This is a genomic window from Variovorax sp. LjRoot130, assembly GCF_964253755.1.
Taxonomy (GTDB): domain Bacteria; phylum Pseudomonadota; class Gammaproteobacteria; order Burkholderiales; family Burkholderiaceae_C; genus Variovorax.
In genome coordinates this window covers 1,280,419-1,305,448 of sequence record NZ_CAXURM020000001.1, presented here as the reverse complement: position 1 = coordinate 1,305,448, position 25,030 = coordinate 1,280,419, and the positions used below count along the sequence as shown (strand labels likewise).

The window sequence follows — 25,030 nt, the reverse complement described above, 5'->3', positions numbered from 1 at the left end:
GGCGCTGAAATGTAATCGATTACATACCAGCAACGCCGCCATGAGCATCCAGTCCGTCGCCGAGAAAGCCGGGGTCTCCGTGGCCACGGTCTCGCGCGTCTTCAACTTCCCGGACAAGGTGACGCCGGCCACGCGCGAGCACGTCGAACGCGTCGCCGGCGAGCTCGGCTATCTGCCCAATTCGAGCGCCCGCACGCTGCGCACCCAGCGCAGCCGGGTGCTCGGCGTGGTGCTGCCCACGCTGCTGAATCCGGTCTTCGCCGAATGCCTGCAGGGCATCGCCCGAGCCGCCGCCGCGGGCGGCTACGCGATCATTCCGATCACCACCGGCTACCAGCTCGACGAGGAACAGCGCGCGGTCAATCTGCTCCTGGCCGGCAATGTCGACGGCCTGATCCTGGTGGTCTCCAACCCGGCCACCTCGGCGGCGCTCGAGCGGCTGCGCGGCGCCGGCCTTCCCTATGTGCTGGTCTACAACCGGCACCCCGAGCACCCCTGCATCTCGGTGGACAGCGAGAGCGCGGTGGCGGGCGCCGTCGCGCGCCTGGTCGAGCTCGGGCACCGCCGCATCGCCATGGTCAGCGGCACGCTGGCCGCATCGGACCGCGCACAACAACGCTGGCGCGGCTTTCTCCAGGGCATGGCGACTGCCGGGCTCGAGCCGCCGGCACTGGTCGAAGTGCCGTTCATCGAAACCGCCGTCGACGAATTGACGCGCTTTCTCGAAGCCGCGCCGCGGCCCACCGCCCTCGTCTGCTCCAACGACCTGCTGGCCATCCGCAGCATCCGCGCGGCCCATCTGAGCGGGCTGCAAGTGCCGCGCGACCTGAGCGTGATCGGCTTCGACGGCATCGCGCTCGGCGAGGACCTGACGCCGGCGCTCAGCACCGTGACCCAGCCGAACGGCGACATCGGCCGCCACAGCGTCGAGCTGCTCGTGCAGGCGCTGGCCGGCGGCACGGTCCCGAACGCCGGCGCGAGCCTCGTGCTGCCCCATGCGTTTCGCGCCGGTGAATCCTGCGCACCAGTCCCCTGACCCACCCGTCCCTCCTCAATCAAGGAACTCCCATGTCACTGCCTCTCCATCGCATCGCCCGCGCCGCGCTGCTGGCCCTCGGCCTCGCCGCCGGCTCGGCCATGGCGCAGACCGCCATTTGCTACAACTGCCCGACCGAATGGGCCGACTGGGGCACGCAGCTGCGCGCCATCAAGGCCAAGACCGGCATCACCGTGCCGCCGGACAACAAGAATTCCGGCCAGTCGCTCGCGCAGCTGGTGGCCGAGAAGGCCAGCCCGGTCGCCGACGTCACCTACCTAGGCGTCACCTTCGCGATCCAGGCGCAGAAGGACGGCGTGGTCCAGGCCTACAAGCCCGCCGCATGGCAAGACATTCCCGACGGCCTCAAGGACCCGGCGGGTCAGTGGTTCACCATCCACTCGGGCACGCTCGGCTTCATGGTCAACGTCGACGCGCTGCGCGGCAAGCCGGTGCCCAAGTCCTGGGCCGATTTGCTCAAGCCCGAGTACAAGGGCTTGATCGGTTATCTCGATCCGGCCTCGGCCTTCGTCGGCTATGTGGGCGCGGTCGCGGTCAACGAGGCGCGCGGCGGCTCGCTCGACAACTTCGCGCCGGCGATGGACTACTTCAAGGCGCTGCAGAAGAACGAGCCCATCGTGCCCAAGCAGACCTCCTATGCGCGCGTGCTGTCCGGCGAGATCGCGATCCTGCTCGACTACGACTTCAATGCCTACCGCGCCAAGTACAAGGACAAGGCCAACGTCGCCTTCGTCATCCCGAGCGAAGGCACGGTGGTGGTGCCCTACGTGATGAGCCTGGTCGCCAACGCGCCGCATGCCGCCGAAGGCAAGAAGGTGCTGGACTTCGTGCTCTCCGACGAAGGCCAGGCGCTCTGGGCCAAGGCCTACCTGCGGCCGGTGCGCGCCGGTGCGATGCCCAAGGAGGTCGAGGCGCAGTTCCTGCCGGCCGCCGAGTACGCACGCGCCAAGTCCGTCGACTACGGCCGCATGGCGCAGGCCCAGCGCGCGTTCTCCGACCGCTATCTGAAGGAAGTGCGCTGAACATTCATCAGCGTTGGCTGCTGCCGGCCTGCCTGGCGCCGGCGGCCGTGTTCTTCCTCGCCTTCTGGCTGCTGCCGGTGGCGCGCCTGCTCGCGTTGCCGGCGGCCAAAGGCTGGGAGACCTACTTCGCCGTGCTGACCGACGGCCGCTACCTGGCGAGCATGCTCAACACGGTCGCACTGTCGCTGGCGGTGACGGTGGCGACGCTGGTGCTCGGCAGCGCGGTCGGCATCTACCTGGCGCGCCGCGCCTTTCCGGGCCGGCGCCTGCTGCTGTCGCTGCTGACGCTGCCCTTGTCCTTTCCGGGCGTGATCATCGGCTTCTTCGTGATTCTGCTCGGCGGCCGCCAAGGGCTGGTCGCCGACCTGGGCGCGGCCATCGGCCTGGAGCGCATCACCTTCGCCTACGGCCTGCTCGGTCTCTTCCTCGCCTATCTCTACTTCTCGCTGCCGCGCGCCATTGCCACCTACGCGGCGGCCGCCGAGGCCATGAACCTGCAGTTGGAAGAAGCCGCGCGCTCGCTCGGCGCCTCGCGGCTGCGCGTGGTGCGCGACGTCTGGCTGCCGGAACTCGCGCCGACCACGGTGGCCTGCGGCGCGATCCTGTTCGCCACCTCGATGGGCGCCTTCGGCACCGCGTTCACGCTCGCGAGCAAGTTCGAGGTGATCCCGATCACGATCTACAACGAGTTCACCAACTACGCCAACTTCGCGCTCGCGGCCTCGCTGTCGATCGCGCTGGGCCTGGTGACCTGGGCCGTTCTCTTCGTGGCCCGGCATTTCGGCGCGGACCCCACACGCTAGGCAGGCGATGCGCACCACCACGACACCCGCTCCGTTCCTGCTGACCGTCACCGTGCTCGTGAGCCTCTTCATGATCGCGCCGATGCTGCTGTCGATCATGGCCGGCCTGGTCAACAACTACAGCGCCGGCATCAAGAGCGGGCTGACCCTGCGCTGGCTCGGCGAAGTCTGGGAGGTCTACGGCAACACCGTCGGCTGGTCGATCGCGCTCGCCCTGGGCTGCGTGATCGGCACGCTGCTGCTGGGCGTGCCCTGCGCTTACGCGCTGGCGCGCAGCCGCACGCGCGCCGCCCGCGCCTTCGAGGAACTGATCACGCTGCCGGTGGCGGTGCCCGGCCTCGCCACGGCACTGGCGCTGATCCTGGCCTACGGCCAGCTCACCGCCTTCCGCCAGAGCTTCGCCTTCATTCTGGTGGGCCACATCGTGTTCACGCTGCCCTTCATGGTGCGCACCGTGTCCTCGGCCTTCCAGCGCGACGAACTGCTTGCGCTGGAAGAAGCCGCGCGCTCGCTGGGCGCGAACTTCAGGCAGCGCTTTCTCGGCGTGCTGGTGCCCGCGGTGTTCCCGGCCATCGTGGCCGGCAGCCTGATGGTGTTCACCCTGTCGGTCGGCGAGTTCAACCTCACCTGGATGCTGCACACGCCGCTGACTCGCACCCTGCCCGTCGGCCTGGCCGACAGCTATGCATCGATGCGACTGGAAATCGGCTCGGCCTACACGCTGGTCTTCTTCATCGTCATCCTGCCGGTCCTGTGGGGCCTCCAATACTTGGCCCATCAAGTGCAAAGACGCTATGGAACTTGAGCGCATCCCCGTCGATATTTCCAACTGCGCGAAGACCTATGCCGACGGCACGCGCGGCCTGCTGCCGACCACGCTGCATGTCGAGCCCGGCGAGGTGCTGGCGCTGCTCGGCCCCTCGGGCTGCGGCAAGACCACGCTGCTGCGCCTGATCGCCGGCCTCGAGTCGCCCGACGAAGGCAGCCGCATCGTCTTCGGCGAGCAGGACGTCACCGCGCGGCCGGTGGAGCAGCGCGGCGTCGGCATGGTGTTCCAGAGCTACGCGCTCTTCCCCCAGATGACGGTGGAAGCCAACATCGGCTATGGCCTGCGCATCCGCGGCGTGGCGCCGGCCGAAGAGCGGCGCCTGGTCGGCGAGCTGGTCGATCTCACGCGGCTCGGTGGCCTGGAGAAGAAGCGGCCCGCCGAGCTGTCCGGCGGCCAGCGCCAGCGCGTGGCGCTGGCCCGCGCGGTGGCTGTGCGCCCGCGCGTGCTGCTGCTCGACGAGCCGCTGGCGGCGCTCGATGCCAAGCTCAAGGAATCGTTGCGCGACGAACTGGCCGAGCTGCTGCGCAGGCTGCACATCACCGCCATCCACGTCACGCACGACCAGCAGGAAGCGATGGCGATCGCCGACCGGCTGGCCGTGATGAGCGCCGGCCGCATCGTGCAAATCGGCCGCGGCGAGGAGCTCTACCGCGCGCCGCAGCATCCCTTCGTGGCCGAGTTCCTGGGCCGCGTGAACCGGCTGGAGCGCGCGCCCGACGCGGTCGCCGAGGGTGTGCTGCGCCTGGGCGGCGCGGCCTTTGCTTGCCCGAGCGCATGGACGACGCACACGACGCTGCTCATCCGGCCCGAAGACCTGGAGGTCGGCGTGCCCCAAATCGGCTGGGGTGCAGCCCGGGTCGAGCAACGCACCTTTCTCGGCGACCGCGTACAACTCAAGCTGCGCGCGGAGGGACAGCCGCTGCTCGTCGCCGATGTCGGCCGCGACATCGCTTTCCGCCCGGGCGACAGCGTCGGCATCCGAATCGATCCCGCCCGCCTCATGACCTCCCAGGAGCTCGCATGACCACCTTTCTCGTTCAACTGAGCGACCTGCACATCCGCGAACCAGGCCGCCTCGCCTACGGCCGGCTCGACACTGCCCCCTATCTGCAGCGCGCGGTGCAATCCATCCTGCGCTTGAAGCAGCAGCCCGACGCGGTGGTGATCACCGGCGACCTGAGCGACTTCGGCCGCGCGGCCGAATACGCCCATCTCGAAGAATTGCTGGCGCCGCTTTCGATGCCGGTCTACCTGATGCCCGGCAACCACGACGACCGCGAACAGTTGCGCCGCAGCTTTCCCGGCCACGCCTACTTGGGCACCGAGGGCTTTGTCCAGTTCGCGGTGAAGATCGGCGACCTGCGCCTGCTCGCGCTCGACACCTGCGTGCCGGGCCAGAGCCATGGCACCCTCTGCGAACAGCGGCTGTCCTGGCTCGAAACGCAGCTCGATCTCTACCGCGGCGAGCCCGTGGTGGTCGCGATGCACCATCCACCCTTCGAGACGCTGATCGGCCACATGGACGAGATCGGCCTGCTGGAGGGCGCCGAAGCGCTCGAAGCCCTGATCGCGAGGCATCCCAAGGTCGAACGCGTCATCTGCGGCCACCTGCACCGCGCCATCGACGTGCGCTTCGGCGGCAGCATCGCCTCCACGGCGCCGTCCCCGGCGCACCAGGTCGCGCTCGACCTGGCGCCGGATGCGTCTTCGGCCTGGATGCTGGAGCCGCCCGGCTTTCGCGTCCATGCCTGGGCCGGCGAGCGTCTGGTGACCCATCTCGTGCCGAGCGGCACCTTCGAAGGCCCGTATCCCTTTCACGACAACGGCGCGCTGATCGACTGAGGCGGGCCGGATGTGCGGCGTATAGTCCTCCGCTTCCATGAAGCATCTGTTGAATCTGCTGGCAGCGGTCGCGCTGCTGGTATGGGGTACCCATCTCGTTCGCACCGGGGTGCTGCGCGTCTTCGGCGCCAATCTGCGCAAGATCCTGGTGCACAGCATGCGCAACCGCTTCACGGCGGCGCTCTCGGGCATCGGCGTGACGGCGCTGGTGCAGTCGAGCACCGCCACCTCGCTGATGACTTCCTCCTTCGTCGGGCAGGGCCTGGTCACGCTGCCGGCCGCGCTCGCGGTGATGCGCGGCGCCGATGTCGGCACGGCTCTGATGTCGGTGCTGTTCTCGGCCGATCTTTCGTGGCTGTCGCCGCTTTTCATCTTCGTCGGCGTGGTGCTCTTCATCACGCGCGCATCGACCGCAGCGGGCCGCATCGGGCGGGTGCTGATCGGCCTCGGCCTCATGCTGCTGGCCCTGCAGCTGGTGGTGGAGGCCACCGGGCCGCTGTTCTCTTCGCCGCCGGTGCTGGCGCTGCTGGCCTCGCTCAGCAGCGACGTGCTGCTCGAGATCACAATCGGCGCTGCGCTCGCGATCGCCGCCTATTCCAGCCTGGCGGTGGTGCTGCTGGTCGCGGCCATGGCCAGCTCGAACGTGGTGCCGCTCGATGTCGCGCTGGGCCTGGTGCTCGGCGCCAACCTCGGCAGCGGCTTGCTCGCGGTGCTGACCACCGCGAAGTCGGCGATCCCGGTGCGGCAGGTCACGGTCGGCAACCTGGTCTTCAAGCTACTGGGCGTGGCGATCGCGACGCCCTTCGTGGGCCTGTACCTGCGCGAGGTCAGGCCCTACATCAGCGATGCGACGCAGCTGGTGGTGCTCTTCCACCTGGCTTTCAATGTGGTCGTCAGCATCGGCTTCATCGGGCTCACGGACGGGGTCGCGAAGCTGGTGACGCGGCTGCTTCCCGCATTGGCGGAACCCGCGGCCATGCAGCGGCCGCACCACCTCGACCCCTCGGCGCTGTCCACGCCCTCGCTCGCGATCTCCAATGCCGCGCGCGAGGCGCTGCACCAGGCCGACATCGTCGAGACCATGCTGATCGGCATGCTCAAGGTGATCCGCGACAACGACCTGCGCCTGGCCGCCGAGCTGCGCAAGCTCGACGACACCGTCGACCAGCTGTACTCGGCCATCAAGTACTACATGACCAAGATCTCGCGCGAGGCGCTGGGCGAAGAGGAGAGCCGGCGCTGGACCGACATCATCAGCTTCACCATCAACATGGAGCAGATCGGCGACATCATCGAGCGCGTGATCATCGACATCGAGGACAAGAAGATCAAGAAGCAGCGCAACTTCTCGGACGCCGGCATGCGCGAGATCGTGGAACTGCACGAACGCCTGGTCGCGAACCTGCGGCTCAGCATGAGCGTGTTCCTGAACGGCAGCGTGCGCGACGCCCAGAAGCTGCTCGAAGAGAAGGCGCGCTTCCGCGACCTGGAGCGCGCCTACGCCACCACGCACCTCGGCCGCCTCTCGGAGCAGACCGCGTCGAGCATCGAGACCAGCTCGCTGCACATCGACCTGATCAGCGACCTGAAGCGCATCAACTCCCACATCTGCTCGATCGCCTACCCGATCCTCGATTCGGCTGGCGCGCTGGCGCCGAGCCGGCTGCGCGAATCGCGCCTCAGCGCATTGGAATAAGGCTCAGAGCGTCAGGATGGTGCAGCCCGTGGTCTTGCGCGCCTCGAGATCACGATGCGCCTGCTGCACGTCGGCCAACGCATAGCGCTGGTCGATCGGAATCTTCACCGCACCACTGACCACCGCCGCGAACAGGTCGTCGGCCATCGCCTGCGTGCTCTCGCGCGTCGCGATGTGCGTGAACAGCGTCGGCCGCGTCAGGTAGAGCGAGCCCTTGGACGCGAGCGTGCCGATGTTGACCGGCGGCACCGGCCCCGAGCCGTTGCCGAAGATGGCGAGCAGGCCGAAGGGGCGCAGGCAGTTGAGCGAGCCCTCGAAGGTGTCCTTGCCGACCGAGTCGTAGACCACCTTCACGCCCTTGCCGCCGGTGATCTGCTTGACGCGCTCGGCGAAGTTCTCGGTGCTGTAGTTGATCGCGTGCGCGGCGCCGTTCGCCAGCGCCAGCTGGCACTTGGCATCGGTGCCGGCGGTGCCGATGAGCTGCAGGCCGAGCGCTTTGGCCCATTGGCAGGCGATCAGGCCGACACCGCCCGCAGCCGCATGGAACACGATGAAGTCGCCCGGCTGCAACCCCTCGACCGGCAGCGTCTTCTTGAGCAGGTACTGCGCCGTCAGGCCCTTGAGCATCATCGCGGCGCCGGTCTCGAAGGAGATCGCATCCGGCAGCTTGCACACGCACTTGGCCGGCATCACGCGCAGCTCGCTGTAGGCGCCGGGCGGCTGGCTCGCGTAGGCGGCGCGGTCGCCGGGCTTCAGGTGCGTGACGCCCTCGCCCACCGCCTCGACCACGCCCGCGGCTTCCATGCCGAGCTGCAGCGGCATCGCGAAGGGGTAGAGGCCGCTGCGCTGGTAGGTGTCGATGAAGTTGAGGCCCACGGCATGGTGGCGGATACGGATCTCTCCCGGGCCGGGCTCACCGACCTCGACGTCGACGATCTTCAGTTCCTCGGGACCGCCGGGGCGGTCGATGCGGACGGCTTTGCTCATATGTTTCCTGAATCGGCTGTGGCGAAAGTGACATATGTTAGACAGCTTGGGGCCGGTTCACACCGGCGTCACACAGCCTCGTGACCATCGGCGTCGATGTCGCCTAGATTCCACCTGCTGATCGCCGCGCAAGCGGTTTCGGCGCTGGCGGACAACGCCGTACTGATCGTGACGATCTCGCTGCTGGAAGCGCGCGGCCTGCCCGGCTGGTGGTCGCCGCTGCTCAAGTTCGCCTTCACCCTGTCATATGTCTTTCTCGCGCCGCTGATCGGGCCGCTGGCCGATGCGATGCCGAAGGCCCGGCTCATGAGCCTGATGAATGCGGTCAAGATGATCGGCGTCGCGATGTTGTTCGCCGGCTTGCACCCTTTCGCGGCCTTCGCGGTGATCGGCTTCGGCGCGGCGGCGTACGCGCCGGCCAAGTACGGCCTCGTCACCGAGATCGTCGGCCCGCGCCAGCTGGTCGCGGCCAACGGATGGATCGAGGTCTCCGTCATCTGCGCGGCGCTGCTGGGAACCATGTTCGGAGGGCTGCTGGTGGCCGACCTGGTTCGTTCGTCGGGCGCCAGCCTGACGCTTCAGGCCTGGCTGGCTGCCAGCGTGCCGGGGTCTTCCGCGACGACGCTGACGCTCTCGATCGTTGCGATTTTCTTCATCTACGTGCTGTCCGGACTGCTGAACCTGGGCGTGCCGGACAGCGGCGCGCGCTACCCTGCCAGCCGCATCCACGCGGTCGCACTGGTGCGCGACTTCGAGCGCGGCAACCGCACGCTGTGGCGCGACCGCGACGGTGGCTTGTCGCTCGCGGTCACGACGATTTTCTGGGGCGCAGGTGCAACCTTGCAGTTCGTGGTGCTGCGCTGGGCCGCGGACGTCATGCAGCTGAGCCTGGAGCACGCTGCCTATCTTCAGGCCGCAGTGGCGATCGGCGTCATCGCGGGCGCCACCCTCGCGGGGCGGTACGTAAGCCTCGATCAGGCCAAGCGCGTGCTGCCGGCGGGCGTGGTGCTCGGCCTCCTGATGCCGGCGATCGCTTCCGCCTCGTCGCTGGCGGTCGCGGTGCCTTTGCTGGTGCTCGCCGGCGCGGTGGGCGGCGTGCTGGTCGTGCCGTTGAACGCGCTGTTGCAGCACCGCGGCCATGTGCTGCTGAGCGCCGGCCGGTCGATCGCTGTGCAGGGCTTCAACGAGAACTTGAGCATCCTGCTGATGCTGGCCGGCTACGCCGCGCTGCTCGCGATCGATGTTCCCATCGTGCCGCTGATGTGGGGCTTCGGCCTGATGATCGCCGCGGCGATCGCACTGCTGATGCGGATGGAGAGCAGCAGGCCGCCGCCGGTCGCCGTGCCCGAAACCTGAGCTACATCGCGCCCGCCACGGCGCGGCCCGCCGCACCGGCTGCGCGCGGCTCGGAGCCGGCAGCCAGCGTCGCGGCGAACACTGACTCGACCTGCGTGACGATGCGTTCCCAGCCCAGCTCGTTCGCGGTCTGGCGGGCGTTCAGCGCCATGCGCAGCGCGTGCTCGCGTTCGGCGGCAAGCCGCACGGCCTGGCGAATGAACTCGGGCTCGTCGCCGAGCCGCGCCAGCAAGCCGTTCTCGTCGCTTCGAATCAGCTGCCCCGCCGCGGCATAGTCGTAAGCCAGCACGGGCAGCCCGCTGGCCAAGGCCTCGAGCGTCACGTTGCCGAAGGTCTCGGTCATGCTGGGAAAGAGAAAGGCATCGGCCGACGCATAGTGCGCGGCGAGATCCTCACCGTAGCGCGTTCCCGCGAAGATCGCATCGGGGATCGCCGAAACGAGCGTGTGCCTGGCAGGCCCGTCGCCGACGACGACGAGCCGCGTCGCCGGATGCACCCGGCGCATCGCGAAAAAGGCGGAGGCCAGCGCACCGAGGTTCTTCTCCGGCGCCAGACGCCCCACGTAGAGGACCACGACGGTGCCGGGCTCGACGCCCCATGCGCGACGCAATTCCTCGCTGCGTCGCGCCGGATCGAAAAGCGCCGTGTCGACGCCGCGCGACACCAGCACCAGCCGCTGAAAGCCGTTCGTCACCAGCTCCACGCGCAGCCGCTCGCTCGGCACCATGGTGAAGGCGGTGCGGTTATGGAACTTGCGCAGATAGCCCATGATGGGCCGTTGCAGCCAGCCGATGCCGTAGTGCCGGCTGTAGGCGTGGAAGTTGGTCCGGAAATCGGAGCACACCGGCAGCTTCAATACGGCGGCGGCCTGCAGCGCCGACCAGCCCAGCGGCCCTTCGGTGGCGATGTAGACCAGGTCGGGCCGCCGCCGGCTCCACAACGCAACCAGTGCCTTCTTCGAGGGCACGCCCATCTTCATCTCCGGATAGCGCGGAATCGGGAAGCCGCGCATCAGCACCTCGTGGAAGCGATCGGCGCGCAAAGCCATGTCCTCCACGGTCTGGCGCGGTCGCACCAGCTGGATGTCGTGGTGATGCGCATGCAGCCCCTCGACGATGCGCTGCAGGGTCAGCGCCACGCCGTTCACTTCCGGCGGATAGGTCTCGGTGACGAGCGCGATGCGCAGCGACCGTTGCGCTGCCGGCATGTCGTCGACCACAATGGGTGAGAGCGAAGAGGCCATGCGCGGCATGCTGCCGATCGATTGCAACATTGCCGTGACAGCAGCGTCACCGAAATTTCACGCACGCTCGTCACCATTCCGTCACGCGCCGCGCTTATCCGCCATCGGCGCTCCACAGGAGAAAACTTGAAAGACTTCTTCCGCGCCCTCGAGATCCAGCGTTGGGACGACCACCGCTACTACCACCACAGCCGCATCAACCAGTCGCTGCACCTGGTGAGCGCAGTCAGTTTCGTGATCGCCTACGCGCTGCTCTTCGTCGATCCGGTGGCCGCGGCGCTCATCGGCTGGCTGGTGTCGATGACCAGCCGCCAGGCCGGCCATTTCTTCTTCGAGCCCAAGGGCTACGACCACGTCAACCAGGCGACCCACGAGCACAAGGAAGAGATCAAGGTCGGCTACAACCTGCGGCGCAAGGTGGTGCTGATGGGGCTGTGGGCGGCGGCGCCGGTGCTGCTGTGGCTCGACCCCACGGTGTTCGAGCTGATGGCGCCGGGCAGCGGTTTCGAGGGCTATGTGCGGCAGCTCGGCATGGTGTGGCTGGCGCTCGGTGCCGGCGGCCTGCTGTTCCGGACCTTCCACCTCTTCTGGCTCAAGGATGTCCGCACCGGCCTGGTGTGGATGACCAAGATCCTGACCGACCCCTTCCACGACATCAAGCTCTACCATCGCGCGCCGCTGCATCTGCTGCGCGGCGAGCTGATCGAACAGAAGGCGTGAGGCGCGCGCCCGCGCCCTCGCGACTACTGCCCCTGCCAGCGATGCGCGAGCATCTCGCGCAAGATTTCGCGCTTGATCGACTTGTTGGTCAGGCCGGCATCGTCCCACCACCAGCCGTCGGCCTGCATCGCGCGCGCGGCCGCCACGAAGCGCTGCACGACCGCATCGAAGTCGGCGTCCAAGTAGTTGAGGCTGAAGATCAGCCGGCCGGTGCCGACCCAGCTCAGCGCCAGCCCCTCGGCGCGCAGGTAGTACTGCAACATCCAGTTGTAGCGCGAAGGACGGGTATAGAAGACCGTCCAGATCGACGACAGGTTCGCCACCTGCACCGGCACGCCCGCCTCCTGCAGGCGCGCGTTGAGCAACTGGGCGCGCCCGTTCCAGCGCTCGTCGATTCCATCGTAGAGCGCGCGCACCTCGGGCCGTTCGAGCCGGTCCAGGAAGGCATGCATCGCGCCCATCACATAAGGATGCGAGTTGAAGGTGCCGCGCGCGAAGCAGATGTCGGCCGGACGGTCTTCACGGAAGCGCTTCATCAGATCGCCGCGGCCGCAGACCGCGCCGACCGGCAGCCCGCCGCCGAGCGTCTTGCCGTAGGTCACCATGTCGGCGCGCACGCCGAAGTATTCCTGCGCGCCGCCGCGCGCGAGGCGGAAGCCGACGAAGACCTCGTCGAAGATCAGCACGATGCCGCGCTCGGTGCATACCTTGCGCAAGGCCTTGAGCCAGTCGGCGTAAGCGGCCCGGTCGAAGCCGGCGCGCCGGCCGCTGTCCACCAGCGACGAATCGCCCGGCGCGCCGGCGTTCGGGTGCAGCGCCTGCAGCGGATTGACGAGCACGCAGGCGATGTCGCTGCGCTTGCGCAGCACGCGCAGCGCGCGATCGTCCATCTCGCGCAGCGTGTAGGTCTCGCGCGGCGGCATCGGGTTGCCGAGGCCGGGCTGCACATCGTCCCACCAGCCGTGGTAGGCGCCGCAGAAGCGAACCAGGTGGGTGCGGCGGGTGTGGTAGCGGGCCAGCCGGACCGCCTGCATCACCGCCTCGGTGCCCGACATGTGGAAGGACACCGCGTCGAGGCCGGAGATTTCGCGCAGGCGCTGCACGTTCGAACTCACGCAAGGGTGGTAGGCGCCGAGCACGGGCCCGAGCGCCTGCACGAGCGAGGCGCCTTCGGCGATGCACTCCTTGTAGAAGTCGTAGCCGAAGACGTTGACGCCGTAGGACCCGGTGAGGTCGTAGAAGACGTTGCCGTCCAGGTCTTCCATCGTGACGCCGTGCGAGGCCTGGAGGAAGGCGCCGACCTGCAGGTGCTCGCGCAGATAGGGGCTGTACTGGAAGGGCACGCGGTAGGCGCCGGTGAACTGCAGGTCCGGCAATCCGGGCCGCGCCTCGGCCGTGGCCGCGAGCGAGCGTGCATAGCGCGTGCGGTACAGGGCCGCCAGCGCCGCCAGGCCGGCGCGCCGCCGTTCGATCACTTCCGCGGGTGCGCCGTCCGAGACGAAAAAGCGGTCGGCATCGTAGGCATAGCCCGGCAGCAGCCCCGCGATGCGCTTGGCCATGCGCGAGTGGCCGGTGAGCGAAGGATGCTTGGCGCGGGAGAGTTCGAGGCGGCGCAGGCCGAGCGGCAGCATGGCGGCGCCCGCAGCCAGCGCCACGGCGGACAAAAGGAATGTTTCGTTCATGGATTCGAAGTCGGACAGGACCTCCCTGTCTACAACAGCTTCTTGACGGCCCGATGAAAATCCGAAGACTCCGCGATGCCCTGCTGCAGCAGGAAGACCTGAACTTCCTGCTCACCAACCGCGTGCCACGCATCCTGCTGACGCGCTTCATGGGCTGGTTCAGCAAGCTGCGCCATCCATGGGTGCGCGACGCCTCGATCGCGGTCTGGCGCCTGTTCGCCGACCTCGACCTGAGCGACGCGAAGAAAACCCGCTTCGACAGCCTGCACGACTGCTTCATCCGCGAGCTCAAGCCGGGGTCCCGTGCCGTCGATCCCGACCCCTCGGTGCTGGCGAGCCCTTGCGACGCCATCGTCGGCGCCTGCGGTGCGGTGAACGGCATCGAGGTGTTCCAGGCCAAGGGCTTTCCGTACTCGGTCGCGGAACTGTTCGGCGATGCGCGCGCGGTCGAACCGTTTCGCGACGGCTGCTATGCGACGCTCAGGCTGACCTCGAGCATGTACCACCGCTTCCACGCGCCGCACGACAGCCGGGTCGAGCGCGTCACCTATCTGTCGGGTGACACCTGGAACGTCAACCCGATCGCGCTCAAGCGCATCGAGCGCTTGTTCTGCCGCAACGAGCGCGCACTGATCGAGGCGCGCCTGCATGCCGGCGGCCATCGCATCGCGATGGTGCCGGTGGCGGCGATCCTGGTGGCCAGCCTGCGCCTGCACTGCCTGGACGTGCTGCTGAACCTGCGCTACCGCGGGCCGAAGCGCACCGACTGCGAGGCCGACTATCGCAAGGGCGAGGAGATGGGCTGGTTCGAGCACGGCTCGACCATCATCGTCTTCGCCCCCAAGGGCTTCACGCTGGCCAAGGGCATCGAGACCGACACACCGATCCGGATGGGGCAGGCGTTGATGAAATCAGCCTAGCGCAGCACGAGCACACGCGAGGAAGGGCTCGATCAGCGGATTGTCGAGATCTCGCCGCCAGCAAACGGCAACCTCCAGGGCGTCCCGAACGTTGCGGAAGCGCCTGAACACAACACCAGGTGGTCGGCCAATTTGCGCGCAGGCCGGGAGTATTGCGCATCCCTCACCGGCCATCACCAGCGCGAGCGCCGAGTTCACTGTCTCTACCCGATGCGCGATGTGCATCGTGACATTGTTTCTGCGCAGCATGGACGCCACCACGGATTTGTCGACACCTTCCTCCAGTGTTGGCAAGCCGATCAATGGCAGGCCTGCCAGGCGCTCGATGGGGACTGTCGACATGCGCGCCAAGGCCGACCGCGCGCTGACTGCCAGCAACAGCGGTTGTGTGCCGATCCGCTCCGACGCAATACCTTCGCGAGCGATGGATGGCATGCACAGCGCGACCGTCGCCTCGAGGTTGGTGATGGCTGATGTGCTTGTCGTTGCGCTCAACTCCATGTAGCGGACCTCGACATCGGGGAGCCGTCGTTTGAGTTCGGGAGCGAGCCTGGGAAGCACGAGATAGGACAGGGCAAACATGGTGCCGATCGTCAGGCGCCCTCGATGGCCGGAACCGACGGCGCGTGCCGCTTCGAAACCCTCGTGCGCCAGCAGCAGGGCCTCCCGGGCCCGCGACAGAAGTGCGCTTCCGGCATCGGTGATCTCCATGCCGCGCGACGCGCGCCTGAACAACGGCGTACCCAGCGCCTGCTCCAGATTTCGAATGTGGACCGAAAGCGGAGGCTGCGCCATGTTCAGACGCCGCGCCGCCTTTCCCACGCTCTTCTCTTCTGCGACGGCAACGAAATAGCGCAAGCTTCTCAGGTCCATGACCCATACTAGATTCATATGCATTTCTTGTAAAACAGTATTGGACCCGCGGGAACTGGTCATGAAAAGATTTGCGAATGCAGTCTTCAGGCAAGCCCCCCTTTCAAGAGTTGTGCGAGATGTCGGCCACCGAGGTGCGCGCCCGGGTGGCGCGACGCGAGCTGTCGCCGGTCGAGATCACCGAGGCCGTCCTCGCGCGAGCCGATGCGCTCCAGCCACGGCTCAACTGCTTCATCACCATCTGTCACGACGAAGCGCTGCGCGCGGCGAAGGCGGCAGAGGCGGCCGTGATGCGTGGCGAGGCGCTCGGCGCACTGCACGGCGTGCCCTTGACGGTGAAGGACCTGGTCAACACGCGAGGCGTCCGTACCACCTTCGGCTCTGTGCTGTACCAGGATCATGTGCCCGACCACGATGCGGAAGCAGTGGCACGCTTGCGCCGGCAGGGCGCGATCCTGATCGGCAAGACGACCACTTCCGAATTCGGCGCCAAGTGCCTGACGGACGCCCCGCTGTTCGGGCGGACCTGCAACGCGTGGGATGCCACGCGCACCAGCGGCGGATCGAGCGGGGGTGCGGCGGTGGCCATGGCAGCGGGTATTGCGCCGTTGGCCGTAGCCACCGACGGCGGCGGATCGACGCGCATTCCGGCCGCTTGCAACGGTGTCGTGGGTCTGAAGCAGAGCCAGGGTGTTGTTCCGCACAGCCAGGTTCAAGACGCCTTCGCCAACTACACCTATGTGACTCCAACCACCCGCAACGTGGCCGACACGGCACTCATGCTGCAGGCCATGGCCGGCGAACATGGATCCGATCCCTGGTCGATCGGGATGCCCGTCACCCCCTACCACGATGTGCTGCGCCACGATGGAGACCTGAAAGGTCTTCGCCTCCTGTTCTGTGCAGCGCCGAAGGGGCGTCCGATTGCCCGCGACGTCAGCAGCGCATTCGAACGGGCGCTGGGCAGCCTGCGTGACTTGGGCGCCGAGCTGGAGGAAATGTCCGGCCAGGGCTTCGATATCGAGCCGCTGTGGCGGGTGATCAACCACACCAGCTGGCGGGGCCGCTTTGCACCGCTGGCCGCGGCGCACGGCGACAAGCTCAGCCCTTCGCTCTTGCAGCAACTCGCCTTGGCGAAGGATGTCGATGGGGTCGAATACCAGCACGCGATGTTCGCCCGCACCGAGCTTTTTCGGCACGTGCAGGAATTGCTGGCGCGCAGCGATTTCCTGGTCATGCCCACGCTTTCCTGTACGGCACTGCCGATCGATCAGGACCTCTTCGGCTCCATGAACATCGACGGGAATGTTGTTCCGGAGGTGCGGGCGAACTGGTTTCCCTGGACCATGCCCTTCAACCTGACCGGGCATCCGGCCATCAGTCTGCCGTGCGGTGTCGATTCCGCTGGACTGCCGATCGGCTTGCAGATCGTGGGCCGCTTTCGTCAGGACGCGGCCTTGCTGCGCGTGGCGGCTCTCTTCGAAGCATCGCAGGCGCACGAGACGTTCACGCCCGAGTTGGCTTTTTGCTGATGTGCAGGTGCTTGCCTGCGCCTTGCCGGTCGTCTTTCCCTCCCTCCCGAAAGCCTCCAATGACCAAGCTTTTGAACTCTTTCCTGTTCAGCGCGACGCTCGCCCTGATTTCCACTGCGACGGCCGCCGAGACCAGCACCGCGCCCGCAGCGCCGATGCGGCTGATCGTGGGCTTCCCGCCAGGCGGCGCGCTGGACACGCTGGCCCGTGCCGTGGCTGAACAGATGAGGGTGTCCCTGCAGGAACCGGTGCTGGTGGAGAACCGCCCCGGAGCCTCCACGCGCATTTCGATCGAGGCGGTGAAGAATTCGCGGCCGGACGGCAGAACCATCCTGCTCGGATCGACGCCGCCGTTTGTCATCTTTCCAATGACGTACAGCCGCTTGAACTACAACGTGGACAAGGACTTCATTCCGGTGGCCCACCTCGCGTATGCACCGACGGTGGTGTCGGCCGGCGCGCAACAACCCTACCGCACCGTCAAGGAATATGTTGCGTGGGTCAAGCAGAACCCCACGCAGACTGGATTCGGCCTGACATCCCTCGGCGGCGCGCTGCATTTCAGCATCTTGATGCTGGCCAAGGCCGTCGATGCGCCCCTTGCTGCGGTCAGCTACAAAGGCGGGGCGCCCTTGGCCGCCGACATCGTCGGCGGACACGTTCCGATCGGCACGGACGCGCTCGCCAGCCAATTGGAGCTGCACCGCGCCGGCAAGCTGCGCATTCTTGCCGTGTCGGGCAAGACCCGCCTGAAATGGCTGCCTGACGTTCCCACGCTGAACGAATCGGGTATCACAGCATTCGATCACGCGAATGCTTCCTATGGGGCCTACGCGCCAGCCGGCACACCCAAGGAAGTCGTCGCGCGGCTTGAGCAGGCCATGATCGCCGCCATGAAGGTGCCGCAAGTGCGAGAACAGCTGGATCGCCTCGGACTGGAGGCCAGCGGATTGCCGGGCGCGGAACTGCAGAACACGATGCGCACGGAGCGGGCGTTCTGGCGTCCGGTGGTCGCAGCATCCGGCTTCAAGAGCGAGGACTGAGGTGTCGCAAGCAACGGCCCGCCCGCCCTTGCTGTCATCGCCCCGCAAGCTTGCAGGGTGGCCGGTGCTCCTGAGCGCATGCCTGGGCGCGGCGCTTTGTTTCGTCAATGCCAGTGCGTTGAGCGTGGCTCTGCCACTGGTGGCCGGGAGCCTGGAGGCCACGCCAGCGCAGGCGAGTTGGATCTTGTTGTCTTACATGCTGGTCAGCACGATCTGCATCTTGAGTTTCGGGCGCCTGGCAGACATCTGGGGGCGGCGTCGGCTCTACCTTGCAGGATTGGCGATTTTTGTGCTTGCCAGCGCAGGCTGCGCGTGGTCGGCCACGGCGCCGGTCTTGCTCATGTTCAGGGTATTGCAGGCGGTTGGCGCAGCGGCGGTGTTTGCCAACACCAGCGCCCTCGTGAGTGACGCGTTTGGCGGCGGCAGGCTGGGCTTGGCATTGGGGATCCTGGCGATGGTCGCGGCGCTCGCACAGGTTCTGGGACCCCTCATCGGAGGCGCAGTAGCAGCCGTATGGGGTTGGCGCGCGATATTCCTGCTCAATGTCCCACTGGGCGTTGGAGCGCTCGTATGGTCATGGTGCGCACTGCCATTCATGTCGGCACCCAGCGTCGAACGGTTCGATGGCATCGGCGCGCTGCTGTCCTTCGCGGGACTGGGTGGCGTGGTGTATGCGCTGTCGATGGGCGGCCCTCAAGGCTGGCTGAGTCCTGGGGTATGCATTGGCGCGGTGGTGGGGGCCGTTGCACTCGCGGCCTTTGTTGTGACGCAGATGACCCGGACACAGCCCCTGGTCGATCCTGGCCTCTTTGCAGATCCTTCGCGCGCGGGGGCTTATGTTTGCGTGCTCTTGCTGTCCGTGGCCCAAGCGGCACCCGTGGTGCTCGTTGCATTGTTCATGCAGGTAGCCGGCGGTTTGGATTCGCTGGGCGCGGGAATCCGCATTGCGCCGGTCGCTTTGGGAATGTTGTTGGCCGCACCCGTTGCCGGCGCGCTCACCCGTCGCATTGCCGCCGAACATCTGTGCACGGCGGGGATGTTGCTCGCCGCTTGCGGTCTTGCCGGGTTGACTTTTTTCCTGAGCCCCGATGTCGACGGAGCGAAGCTCGGTGCGAGTCTGCTTCTGTTCGGTGTCGGCATTGGAATCTTCGTCACGCCCAACAACACTGCCATCCTGCGCAGTGTGGGCACGGAGCGCCGCGGCATCGCCAACGGCGTGCGTTCCACTCTGCAAAACGCGGGGTTTGTGATCGGCACGGCCTTGACGCTGAGCATCGCGACTGCACCGTTGCCCCCACTGGCGCAGCGCGCCGCATATGGCGGCTCCCTGGGTCATTTGAGCGACGCCGATCTTGCCAGCTTTACGCAGGGATGCCATTGGGCGCTTGGAACCCTGAGCGCGTGTTGTGCGCTTGGCGTCCTGCTTTCTCTCGCGATACAGCGTAGAAACAGAGCTGTGCGCTGACGCCGACGACCGTGCCTGCGGCTCAGTAGGTCCCCGGATAGGCCCCGCCGTCGGCCAGCACGTTCTGCCCCGTCAGGTAGCCCGCCTGCACGCTGCAGAGGAAGGCGCAGATGGCGCCGAACTCCTCCGGCGTGCCGAAGCGCCGCGCCGGGATGTTCTTCTTGCGGCTTTCCATGACGGTGTCCAGGTCCTGGCCGGACTTCTTCGCCGCGCCGGCCATGGTGCCCTTGAGCCGGTCGGTGTCGAAGGAGCCCGGCAGCAGGTTGTTGATGGTCACGCCCTTCGCCGCTACGGCCGTGCGCGCGACGCCGGCGACGAAGCCGGTGAGGCCGCTGCGTGCGCCGTTGGAGAGGCCGAGGATGTCGATCGGCGCCTTCACCGAGCTCGAGGTGATGTTGACGATGCGCCCGAAACCGCGCGCGGCCATGCCGTCGACCGTGGCCTTGATCAGCTCGATCGGCGTCAGCATGTTGGCGTCGACCGCCTTGATCCAGGCCTCGCGGTCCCAGTCGCGGAAATCGCCGGGCGGGGGGCCGCCGGCGTTGGTGACCACGATGTCGAAATCCTTGTGTAGCGCGAACACCGCGGCGCGGCCTTCGGCGCTCGTGATGTCGGCCGCGACATGCTTGACGAAAGGCTTGGGCCCCGCGAGCGCCGACAGCTTCTTCGCCGCGACCTCCAGCGCCTCGGCGCCGCGCGCGACGATCACCACGTTCACGCCCTCGCGCACCAGCGCTTCCGCGCAGCCGTAGCCGAGGCCCTTGCTCGCACCGCACACCAGCGCGGTCTTGCCTGCAATTCCAAAATCCATGGTCGTTTCCTTCGGGCCTTCAGCGCCCGGTTCGAGTGAAGACAAAAATGCCGGCGATCACCAGGACGGTCCCGGCCGCGATCCACGCGGTGAAGGGCTCGCCGAGGATCAGCACGCCCATCAGGATGGTCGACATGGGCCCGACCATACCCGTTTGCGCTGCCATCGCGGGGCCGATGCGCTCGATGGCCATCATCACCGCCAGCACCGGCAATGCGGTGCACAGCGTGGCATTGAGCACCGACAACCAGATCACCTCGGGCGCCACCTGCAGGGCCGCGCTGATCGGCCGCAGCAGGACGAACTGCGCGATGCACAGCACGCAGGCCACGCTGGTCGCGAGCCCCACCAGCCGCAGCGACCCGAGGCGCTTGACGAACTCGCCGCTGGCGACGAGGTAGACCGCATAGCTCACCGCGCTCAGGAACACCAGCAGCGTGCCCCAGGCTGCGGCCGCGCTCTGGCCCAGTTGCACCTCGTGGCCGAACACCAGCAGCACGCCGGCGTAGCTGACGGCCATGCCCGCCACCTGCCAGCGCGTGATGCGCCGGCGGTAGACGATCCAGCCGAACAGCAGCACCAGCGTGGGGTTGAGGTACAGGATCAGCCGCTCCAGGCTGGCCGTGATGTAGGCCAGGCCCGCGAAGTCCAGGAAGCTCGAGAGGTAGTAGCCCGAAAAGCCGAGACCGAACACGCCCAGCCAGTCGCGCCGCGTCAGCGCCGCCTTGCCGCGCCCGGCCCACCAGGCCATGAGCGCGAACAGCGGCAGCGCGAACAGCATGCGCAGCATGATCAGCGTGACCGCATCGACGCCGTAGCGGTACGCGAGCTTGACGATGATCGCCTTGCCGCTGAACGCGATCGCGCCAGCGGTGGCGAGAGCCAGGCCGGGTCCGATGCTCCTGTGCGCGAGCTGCCCGGGCGTGGCCTGAACCGCAGACATCGATCTCAGAACCCCGCCGCCAGGCCGTCGCGGCGCGGATCGCTCGCGGCCACGTAGCCTTCGACCGCCGGATCGCCCGCGCGGCAGATGAACTGGCCGGCGCCGAAGTCCTGGTAGGAGTCGTTGATCACGTCGACCTTGTGGCCGAGCTCCGCGAGGCCGCGCACCGTCGCCGGATTCATGGCGGCCTCGACGTTGATCTCGAGCCCGCTGTTGAAGCGCCAGCGCGGCGCATCGCAGGCGGCCTGCGGGTTCTGGCCGTAGTCCAGCATGCGCACCAGTGTCTGCATGTGGCCCTGCGGCTGCATGTTGCCGCCCATCACGCCGAAGCTCATCACGGGCTGCCCGTCCTTCGTGAGGAAGGCCGGAATGATGGTGTGGAAAGGCCGCTTGCCAGGCGCCACCACGTTGGGGCTCTTGGCATCGAGGCTGAAACCGTGGCCGCGGTTCTGCAGGCTGATGCCGAATTCAGGCTCCACGCAGCCGGAGCCGAAGCCCATGTAGTTGCTCTGGATGAAGCTCACCATCATTCCGCGCTCGTCGGCGGCGGTGAGGTAGATGGTGCCGCCCTTGACCGGGTTGCCCGCCTTGAAGTCCTGCGCCTTGTTCACGTCGATGAGTTTGGCACGCGAGGCGAGGTAGGTGCCATCGAGCATTTGCAAGGGCGTCACCTCCATCGACGATGGGTCCGAGACGTAGCGGTAGGTGTCCGCAAAGGCCAGCTTCATGGCCTCGATCTGCAGGTGCTGCGAAGCGACCGAATCGACCGGAATCGATGCCATGTCGAAGTGCTCGAGGATGCCGAGCGCAATCAGCGCCGCGATGCCTTGCCCATTGGGCGGGATCTCGTGCAGCGTGTGCTTGCGGTAGTTCTGCGAGATCGGCTCGACCCACTCGGGCTTCCAGTTGGCGAGATCGCGCACCTTGAGGCTGCCGCCGTTGGCGTTCGAGAATTTCCCCAACGCCTCGGCGATCTCGCCGCTGTAGAAGGCATCGCCCCTGGTCGCGGCGATGGCCTTCAGGGCGCGCGCCGCGGCTGGAAAGCGGAACAGCTCGCCGACCTCGGGCGCACGGCCCCATGGCAGGAAGGCCTGCGCGAAACCCGGCTGCGATTGCAGGATCGGCGTGGCCGCGGCCCACTTCTGCTGCACCACCGGCGGCATCAGGTAGCCGCGCTCGGCGATCTCGATGGCCGGCGCCATCAGGTCTTCGAAGGGCAGCTTGCCGAAGCGTTCGGACAACGCGACCCAGCCGCCGACCGCGCCCGGCACCGTCACCGAGTCGATGCCGCGCTGCGGTGGCGTCGCGGCATCGGCACCGTACTTGCGGCGGAAGTACTCGGGCGTCCAGGCCTGCGGCGCCGAGCCGGAGGCATTGAGCCCATGCAGCTTCTCGCCGTCCCACAGGATGCAGAAGGCATCGCTGCCCAGGCCGTTGCTGACCGGTTCGACCAGGGTCATCACCGCAGCCGTCGCGATGGCCGCGTCGGCTGCATTGCCGCCCTGCTGGAGGATGCGAAGGCCCGCTTGCGCGGCCAATGGATGCGAAGTCGAGACGACGTTGCGTGCGAAGACGGGGATGCGGATCGAGGGATAGGGATTGGCGTAGTCGAATTTCATTGCTCAGTCGCCTGTGATTTTTCGTTCGGTGATGATCTTTTTCCACTTGGCGGCGTCCTGCGCCGCCATGCTCGCGAATTGCGTGGGCGTGCCGATCGTCGGTGCGATGCCTAGCTTCGACAACTTGTCGCGCACTTCCGGATCGGCGAGCGTCTCGTTGGCCGCCTTGTTGATGCGCGCCGTCATGTCCGCCGGCAGGCCCTTGGGACCGTAGAGCCCGAACCAGGTGTTCGATTCGAAGCCCGGCAGCACCTCGGCGATGGCCGGCAACTCGGGCGCGAGCGGGCTGGGCTTCAGCGTCGTCACGCCCAGCGCGCGCAGCCGGCCGTCGCGCACATGCGGCATGCCGGTGGGCAGCGAATCGAAGAGCACGTCGATCTTGCCGCTGATCAGGTCGGGAATCGCGAGCGCGGTGCCCTTGTACGGGATGTGCGTGACGAACACGCCGGCCTGCGACTTGAACAGCTCGGTGGTGAGCTGCACGATGGTGCCGTTGCCGCTCGATGCGTAGTTGAGCTTGCCGGGATTCTTCTGTGCGTACGCTATCCATTCGCGCACCGTCTTCGCCGGCGAGCTGTTGGGCACCAGCATGACGCTCGGCGCATCGCCCACGTGGGCAATCGGCGTGAAGTCGCGCACCGTGTCGTAGGGCAGCCTGGCGTTGATCGCGGGTCCGATGGCGTGCGTGCTGGTGGTGGCCAGCAGCAGCGTGTAGCCGTCGGCCGGCGCCTTGGCCGCGAGATCGGATCCGATCGCGCCGCCGGCGCCCGGCTTGTTGTCGATGACCAGCGTGGTGCCGAGCTTCTCGCCCATCTTCTGCGACAGGGTGCGTGCAAAAAGATCGGTGGCGCCACCGGCAGGGAAGGGCACGATGAGACGTATGGACTTGCTGGGATAGGCCTGCGCGAAGGCGGTCGGCATGGCTGCCGTACACAGCACGATCGCAGCCGCGCGAAGGAAGTTGATTCTTTTCATGGGCATCGATTCTGACGAGGAGGCAAAGCCTAGTTGAAAAACAAAAAGGCCGCCCTCAGGCGGCCTTTTTGTTCGGCGAGCCCAGTCAATCAGGCTCGACGAAGGCTTCTTCGCGCTTGGACTTCACCGCGGGCAGCAAGACGATCACGACCATCAGCGCGGCCGCCACGAGTAGGCCGGCCGAGATCGGGCGCGTGACGAACACGGCCCACGATCCGCGCGAGAGCAAGAGCGCGCGCCGCAGGTTCTCTTCCATCATCGGGCCGAGGATCAGCCCCAGCAGCAGCGGCGCCGGCTCGCATCCGAGCTTGATGAAGGCGTAGCCGATGACGCCGAAGATCGCGACCATCCAAACGTCGAAGGTGTTGTTGTTGGTCGAGTACACGCCGATCGCGCAGAACAGCACGATGGCCGGGAACAGCCAGCGATAGGGAATCGACAGCAGCTTGATCCAGATGCCGATCAGCGGCAGGTTCAGGATGATCAGCATCAGGTTGCCGATCCACATGGAGGCGATCAGGCCCCAGAACAGCTCGGGGTTGCTGGTCATCACCTGCGGGCCAGGCTGGATGTTGTGGATGGTCATCGCGCCGACCATCAGCGCCATCACCGGATTCGGCGGGATGCCGAGTGTGAGCAGCGGGATGAAGGAGGTCTGCGCCCCGGCGTTGTTGGCCGCTTCGGGGCCTGCGACGCCGCGGATGTTGCCCTTGCCGAAGGGAATCTCGCCCGGCTTGAGCTTCATCTTCTTCTCGAGCGTGTAGGCCGCGAAGGCCGACAGCAGCGCACCGCCGCCCGGCAGGATGCCGAGGCAGGAACCCAGCGTGGTGCCGCGCAGCACCGCCGGCGTCATGTGCTTGAAGTCTTCCTTGGTGGGCCACAGGTGGTGCACCTCGGAGGTGAAGACCTGGCGCTCTTCCTCGGGCCGCGAGAGGTTGGAGATGATTTCGCCGTAGCCGAAGACGCCCATGGCGATCACGATGAAGCCGACGCCATCGGTCAGTTCGGGGATGTCGAAGCTGTAGCGCGCCACGCCCGAATTCACGTCGGTGCCGATCAGGCCGATCAGCAGGCCCAGCACGATCATGCAGATCGCCTTGAGCAGCGAGCCCGAGGCCAGCACCACCGCGCCGATCAGGCCCAGAATCATCAGCGAGAAGTATTCGGCCGGGCCGAACTTGAAGGCCAGCTCGGTCAAGGGCGGCGCGAAGGCGGCCAGGATCAGCGTGCCCACGCAGCCGGCGAAGAAGGAGCCCAGGCCGGCGGCCGCAAGTGCCGCTCCCCCTCGGCCCTGCTTGGCCATCTGGTGCCCGTCGATCACCGTGACGACGGAGGACGATTCGCCCGGCAGGTTGACCAGGATCGCGGTGGTCGAGCCGCCGTACTGCGAGCCGTAGTAGATGCCCGCGAGCATGATCAGTGCGGCCACCGGCGGCAGCGCGTAGGTGGCCGGCAACAGCATCGCGATGGTGGCGACCGGGCCGATGCCGGGCAAGACGCCGATCAGCGTGCCCAGCAGGCAGCCGACGAAGGCGTAGATGAGGTTCTGCAGCGTGAAGGCCGCGGCGAACCCGATGGAGAGGTTGTTGATGAGTTCCATGGCGACGTTGCT

At 67.1% G+C, this 25,030-nt stretch carries 22 protein-coding genes; 13 read left to right on the top strand and 9 right to left on the bottom strand.

Annotated elements, in window-relative coordinates:
- Window positions 1–40: 40 nt before the first annotated feature.
- Genes ACSQ86_RS06550 through ACSQ86_RS06520 form a run of 7 tightly spaced genes read left to right on the top strand, consistent with a single transcriptional unit; the run spans window position 41 to window position 7,249 of the window.
- Window positions 41–1,036 carry a LacI family DNA-binding transcriptional regulator gene (locus ACSQ86_RS06550; protein ID WP_436308632.1) on the top strand — a complete coding sequence of 332 codons (996 nt, stop codon included), beginning with the start codon at window positions 41–43 and terminating at the stop codon, window positions 1,034–1,036.
- A 32-nt stretch (window positions 1,037–1,068) separates the two neighbouring features.
- The gene (locus tag ACSQ86_RS06545; protein WP_436303059.1) at window positions 1,069–2,079 is read left to right on the top strand and encodes an ABC transporter substrate-binding protein; all 1,011 of its coding nucleotides are present in this window, start codon (window positions 1,069–1,071) and stop codon (window positions 2,077–2,079) included.
- Window positions 2,076–2,882 carry an ABC transporter permease gene (locus ACSQ86_RS06540; protein ID WP_436306264.1) on the top strand — a complete coding sequence of 269 codons (807 nt, stop codon included), beginning with the start codon at window positions 2,076–2,078 and terminating at the stop codon, window positions 2,880–2,882. The genes ACSQ86_RS06545 and ACSQ86_RS06540 overlap by 4 nt, the downstream gene beginning before the upstream one ends.
- Window positions 2,883–2,889: 7 nt before the next feature.
- The gene (locus ACSQ86_RS06535) at window positions 2,890–3,687 is read left to right on the top strand and encodes an ABC transporter permease (protein WP_093108947.1); all 798 of its coding nucleotides are present in this window, start codon (window positions 2,890–2,892) and stop codon (window positions 3,685–3,687) included.
- Window positions 3,677–4,735 (top strand): ABC transporter ATP-binding protein, encoded by a 1,059-nt coding sequence (locus tag ACSQ86_RS06530; protein ID WP_436303058.1) that lies wholly within the window; start codon window positions 3,677–3,679, stop codon window positions 4,733–4,735. Before ACSQ86_RS06535 ends, ACSQ86_RS06530 begins: the two co-directional genes overlap by 11 nt.
- Window positions 4,732–5,553, top strand: a complete 822-nt coding sequence (locus ACSQ86_RS06525) for a phosphodiesterase (RefSeq protein ID WP_436303057.1) — start codon at window positions 4,732–4,734, stop codon at window positions 5,551–5,553. The genes ACSQ86_RS06530 and ACSQ86_RS06525 overlap by 4 nt, the downstream gene beginning before the upstream one ends.
- A gap of 37 nt (window positions 5,554–5,590) precedes the next feature.
- Window positions 5,591–7,249, top strand: a complete 1,659-nt coding sequence (locus tag ACSQ86_RS06520; RefSeq protein ID WP_436303056.1) for a Na/Pi cotransporter family protein — start codon at window positions 5,591–5,593, stop codon at window positions 7,247–7,249.
- A gap of 3 nt (window positions 7,250–7,252) precedes the next feature.
- Here the strand turns inward: ACSQ86_RS06520 and ACSQ86_RS06515 are convergent, their stop codons facing one another.
- Window positions 7,253–8,236 carry a quinone oxidoreductase family protein gene (locus tag ACSQ86_RS06515; RefSeq protein ID WP_436303055.1) on the bottom strand — a complete coding sequence of 328 codons (984 nt, stop codon included), beginning with the start codon at window positions 8,234–8,236 and terminating at the stop codon, window positions 7,253–7,255.
- 96 nt (window positions 8,237–8,332) lie between these two features.
- On the opposite strand from ACSQ86_RS06515, the gene lplT reads away from it, so the two are divergent.
- Window positions 8,333–9,592 carry a lysophospholipid transporter LplT gene (gene lplT / locus ACSQ86_RS06510; RefSeq protein WP_436303054.1) on the top strand — a complete coding sequence of 420 codons (1,260 nt, stop codon included), beginning with the start codon at window positions 8,333–8,335 and terminating at the stop codon, window positions 9,590–9,592.
- A gap of 1 nt (window position 9,593) precedes the next feature.
- On the opposite strand, the gene ACSQ86_RS06505 is transcribed toward lplT, so the two are convergent.
- Window positions 9,594–10,835 (bottom strand): glycosyltransferase family 4 protein, encoded by a 1,242-nt coding sequence (locus tag ACSQ86_RS06505; RefSeq protein ID WP_436308631.1) that lies wholly within the window; start codon window positions 10,833–10,835, stop codon window positions 9,594–9,596.
- Window positions 10,836–10,961: 126 nt separating this feature from the next.
- Here ACSQ86_RS06505 and ACSQ86_RS06500 point away from each other — a divergent pair, with 126 nt between their 5' ends.
- Window positions 10,962–11,555 carry a hypothetical protein gene (locus tag ACSQ86_RS06500; RefSeq protein ID WP_436293862.1) on the top strand — a complete coding sequence of 198 codons (594 nt, stop codon included), beginning with the start codon at window positions 10,962–10,964 and terminating at the stop codon, window positions 11,553–11,555.
- Between the two features lie 23 nt (window positions 11,556–11,578).
- Here the strand turns inward: ACSQ86_RS06500 and ACSQ86_RS06495 are convergent, their stop codons facing one another.
- Window positions 11,579–13,237, bottom strand: a complete 1,659-nt coding sequence (locus ACSQ86_RS06495) for an aminotransferase class III-fold pyridoxal phosphate-dependent enzyme (RefSeq protein WP_436303052.1) — start codon at window positions 13,235–13,237, stop codon at window positions 11,579–11,581.
- Window positions 13,238–13,290: 53 nt separating this feature from the next.
- Here ACSQ86_RS06495 and asd point away from each other — a divergent pair, with 53 nt between their 5' ends.
- The gene (gene asd, locus ACSQ86_RS06490; RefSeq protein WP_436303051.1) at window positions 13,291–14,157 is read left to right on the top strand and encodes an archaetidylserine decarboxylase; all 867 of its coding nucleotides are present in this window, start codon (window positions 13,291–13,293) and stop codon (window positions 14,155–14,157) included.
- On the opposite strand, the gene ACSQ86_RS06485 is transcribed toward asd, so the two are convergent.
- On the bottom strand, window positions 14,149–15,093 hold the full coding sequence (locus ACSQ86_RS06485) for a LysR family transcriptional regulator (protein WP_436303050.1): 945 nt from the start codon (window positions 15,091–15,093) through the stop codon (window positions 14,149–14,151). The genes asd and ACSQ86_RS06485 overlap by 9 nt on opposite strands.
- Window positions 15,094–15,149: 56 nt before the next feature.
- Here ACSQ86_RS06485 and ACSQ86_RS06480 point away from each other — a divergent pair, with 56 nt between their 5' ends.
- The 3 genes from ACSQ86_RS06480 to ACSQ86_RS06470 are packed head-to-tail and all read left to right on the top strand — an operon-like array spanning window position 15,150 to window position 19,070.
- Window positions 15,150–16,562 carry an amidase gene (locus ACSQ86_RS06480; protein ID WP_436303049.1) on the top strand — a complete coding sequence of 471 codons (1,413 nt, stop codon included), beginning with the start codon at window positions 15,150–15,152 and terminating at the stop codon, window positions 16,560–16,562.
- A 59-nt stretch (window positions 16,563–16,621) separates the two neighbouring features.
- A complete protein-coding gene (locus ACSQ86_RS06475) occupies window positions 16,622–17,605 on the top strand; it encodes a tripartite tricarboxylate transporter substrate-binding protein (RefSeq protein ID WP_436303048.1) in 984 nt (327 codons plus the stop codon).
- A 28-nt stretch (window positions 17,606–17,633) separates the two neighbouring features.
- Complete coding sequence (locus ACSQ86_RS06470; RefSeq protein WP_436308630.1) at window positions 17,634–19,070, top strand: MFS transporter; 1,437 nt, start codon at window positions 17,634–17,636, stop codon at window positions 19,068–19,070.
- A gap of 22 nt (window positions 19,071–19,092) precedes the next feature.
- On the opposite strand, the gene ACSQ86_RS06465 is transcribed toward ACSQ86_RS06470, so the two are convergent.
- The 5 genes from ACSQ86_RS06465 to ACSQ86_RS06445 form a co-directional block, all read right to left on the bottom strand.
- Window positions 19,093–19,881 carry an SDR family oxidoreductase gene (locus ACSQ86_RS06465; RefSeq protein ID WP_436308629.1) on the bottom strand — a complete coding sequence of 263 codons (789 nt, stop codon included), beginning with the start codon at window positions 19,879–19,881 and terminating at the stop codon, window positions 19,093–19,095.
- A gap of 19 nt (window positions 19,882–19,900) precedes the next feature.
- On the bottom strand, window positions 19,901–20,824 hold the full coding sequence (locus tag ACSQ86_RS06460; protein WP_436303045.1) for a DMT family transporter: 924 nt from the start codon (window positions 20,822–20,824) through the stop codon (window positions 19,901–19,903).
- 5 nt (window positions 20,825–20,829) lie between these two features.
- Window positions 20,830–22,443, bottom strand: coding sequence for a gamma-glutamyltransferase family protein (locus tag ACSQ86_RS06455; protein WP_093108959.1), 1,614 nt, complete (start codon window positions 22,441–22,443; stop codon window positions 20,830–20,832).
- Window positions 22,444–22,446: 3 nt separating this feature from the next.
- A complete protein-coding gene (locus ACSQ86_RS06450) occupies window positions 22,447–23,418 on the bottom strand; it encodes a Bug family tripartite tricarboxylate transporter substrate binding protein (RefSeq protein WP_436303043.1) in 972 nt (323 codons plus the stop codon).
- 85 nt (window positions 23,419–23,503) lie between these two features.
- Window positions 23,504–25,018 carry a tripartite tricarboxylate transporter permease gene (locus ACSQ86_RS06445; protein ID WP_436303042.1) on the bottom strand — a complete coding sequence of 505 codons (1,515 nt, stop codon included), beginning with the start codon at window positions 25,016–25,018 and terminating at the stop codon, window positions 23,504–23,506.
- Between the last annotated feature and the right edge of the window lie 12 nt (window positions 25,019–25,030).

Excerpts from the sequence above, each read along its gene's own strand:
- ACSQ86_RS06550 (WP_436308632.1), top strand. The coding sequence starts at position 41 with ATGAGCATCCAGTCCGTCGCCGAGAAAGCCGGGGTCTCCGTGGCCACG.
- ACSQ86_RS06545 (WP_436303059.1), top strand. The coding sequence starts at position 1,069 with ATGTCACTGCCTCTCCATCGCATCGCCCGCGCCGCGCTGCTGGCCCTC.
- ACSQ86_RS06535 (WP_093108947.1), top strand. The coding sequence starts at position 2,890 with ATGCGCACCACCACGACACCCGCTCCGTTCCTGCTGACCGTCACCGTG.
- ACSQ86_RS06530 (WP_436303058.1), top strand. The coding sequence starts at position 3,677 with ATGGAACTTGAGCGCATCCCCGTCGATATTTCCAACTGCGCGAAGACC.
- ACSQ86_RS06525 (WP_436303057.1), top strand. The coding sequence starts at position 4,732 with ATGACCACCTTTCTCGTTCAACTGAGCGACCTGCACATCCGCGAACCA.
- ACSQ86_RS06520 (WP_436303056.1), top strand. The coding sequence starts at position 5,591 with ATGAAGCATCTGTTGAATCTGCTGGCAGCGGTCGCGCTGCTGGTATGG.
- ACSQ86_RS06515 (WP_436303055.1), bottom strand. The coding sequence starts at position 8,236 with ATGAGCAAAGCCGTCCGCATCGACCGCCCCGGCGGTCCCGAGGAACTG.
- lplT (WP_436303054.1), top strand. The coding sequence starts at position 8,333 with ATGTCGCCTAGATTCCACCTGCTGATCGCCGCGCAAGCGGTTTCGGCG.
- ACSQ86_RS06505 (WP_436308631.1), bottom strand. The coding sequence starts at position 10,835 with ATGGCCTCTTCGCTCTCACCCATTGTGGTCGACGACATGCCGGCAGCG.
- ACSQ86_RS06495 (WP_436303052.1), bottom strand. The coding sequence starts at position 13,237 with ATGAACGAAACATTCCTTTTGTCCGCCGTGGCGCTGGCTGCGGGCGCC.
- asd (WP_436303051.1), top strand. The coding sequence starts at position 13,291 with ATGAAAATCCGAAGACTCCGCGATGCCCTGCTGCAGCAGGAAGACCTG.
- ACSQ86_RS06485 (WP_436303050.1), bottom strand. The coding sequence starts at position 15,093 with ATGACCAGTTCCCGCGGGTCCAATACTGTTTTACAAGAAATGCATATG.
- ACSQ86_RS06480 (WP_436303049.1), top strand. The coding sequence starts at position 15,150 with ATGTCGGCCACCGAGGTGCGCGCCCGGGTGGCGCGACGCGAGCTGTCG.
- ACSQ86_RS06475 (WP_436303048.1), top strand. The coding sequence starts at position 16,622 with ATGACCAAGCTTTTGAACTCTTTCCTGTTCAGCGCGACGCTCGCCCTG.
- ACSQ86_RS06465 (WP_436308629.1), bottom strand. The coding sequence starts at position 19,881 with ATGGATTTTGGAATTGCAGGCAAGACCGCGCTGGTGTGCGGTGCGAGC.
- ACSQ86_RS06460 (WP_436303045.1), bottom strand. The coding sequence starts at position 20,824 with ATGTCTGCGGTTCAGGCCACGCCCGGGCAGCTCGCGCACAGGAGCATC.
- ACSQ86_RS06455 (WP_093108959.1), bottom strand. The coding sequence starts at position 22,443 with ATGAAATTCGACTACGCCAATCCCTATCCCTCGATCCGCATCCCCGTC.
- ACSQ86_RS06450 (WP_436303043.1), bottom strand. The coding sequence starts at position 23,418 with ATGAAAAGAATCAACTTCCTTCGCGCGGCTGCGATCGTGCTGTGTACG.
- ACSQ86_RS06445 (WP_436303042.1), bottom strand. The coding sequence starts at position 25,018 with ATGGAACTCATCAACAACCTCTCCATCGGGTTCGCCGCGGCCTTCACG.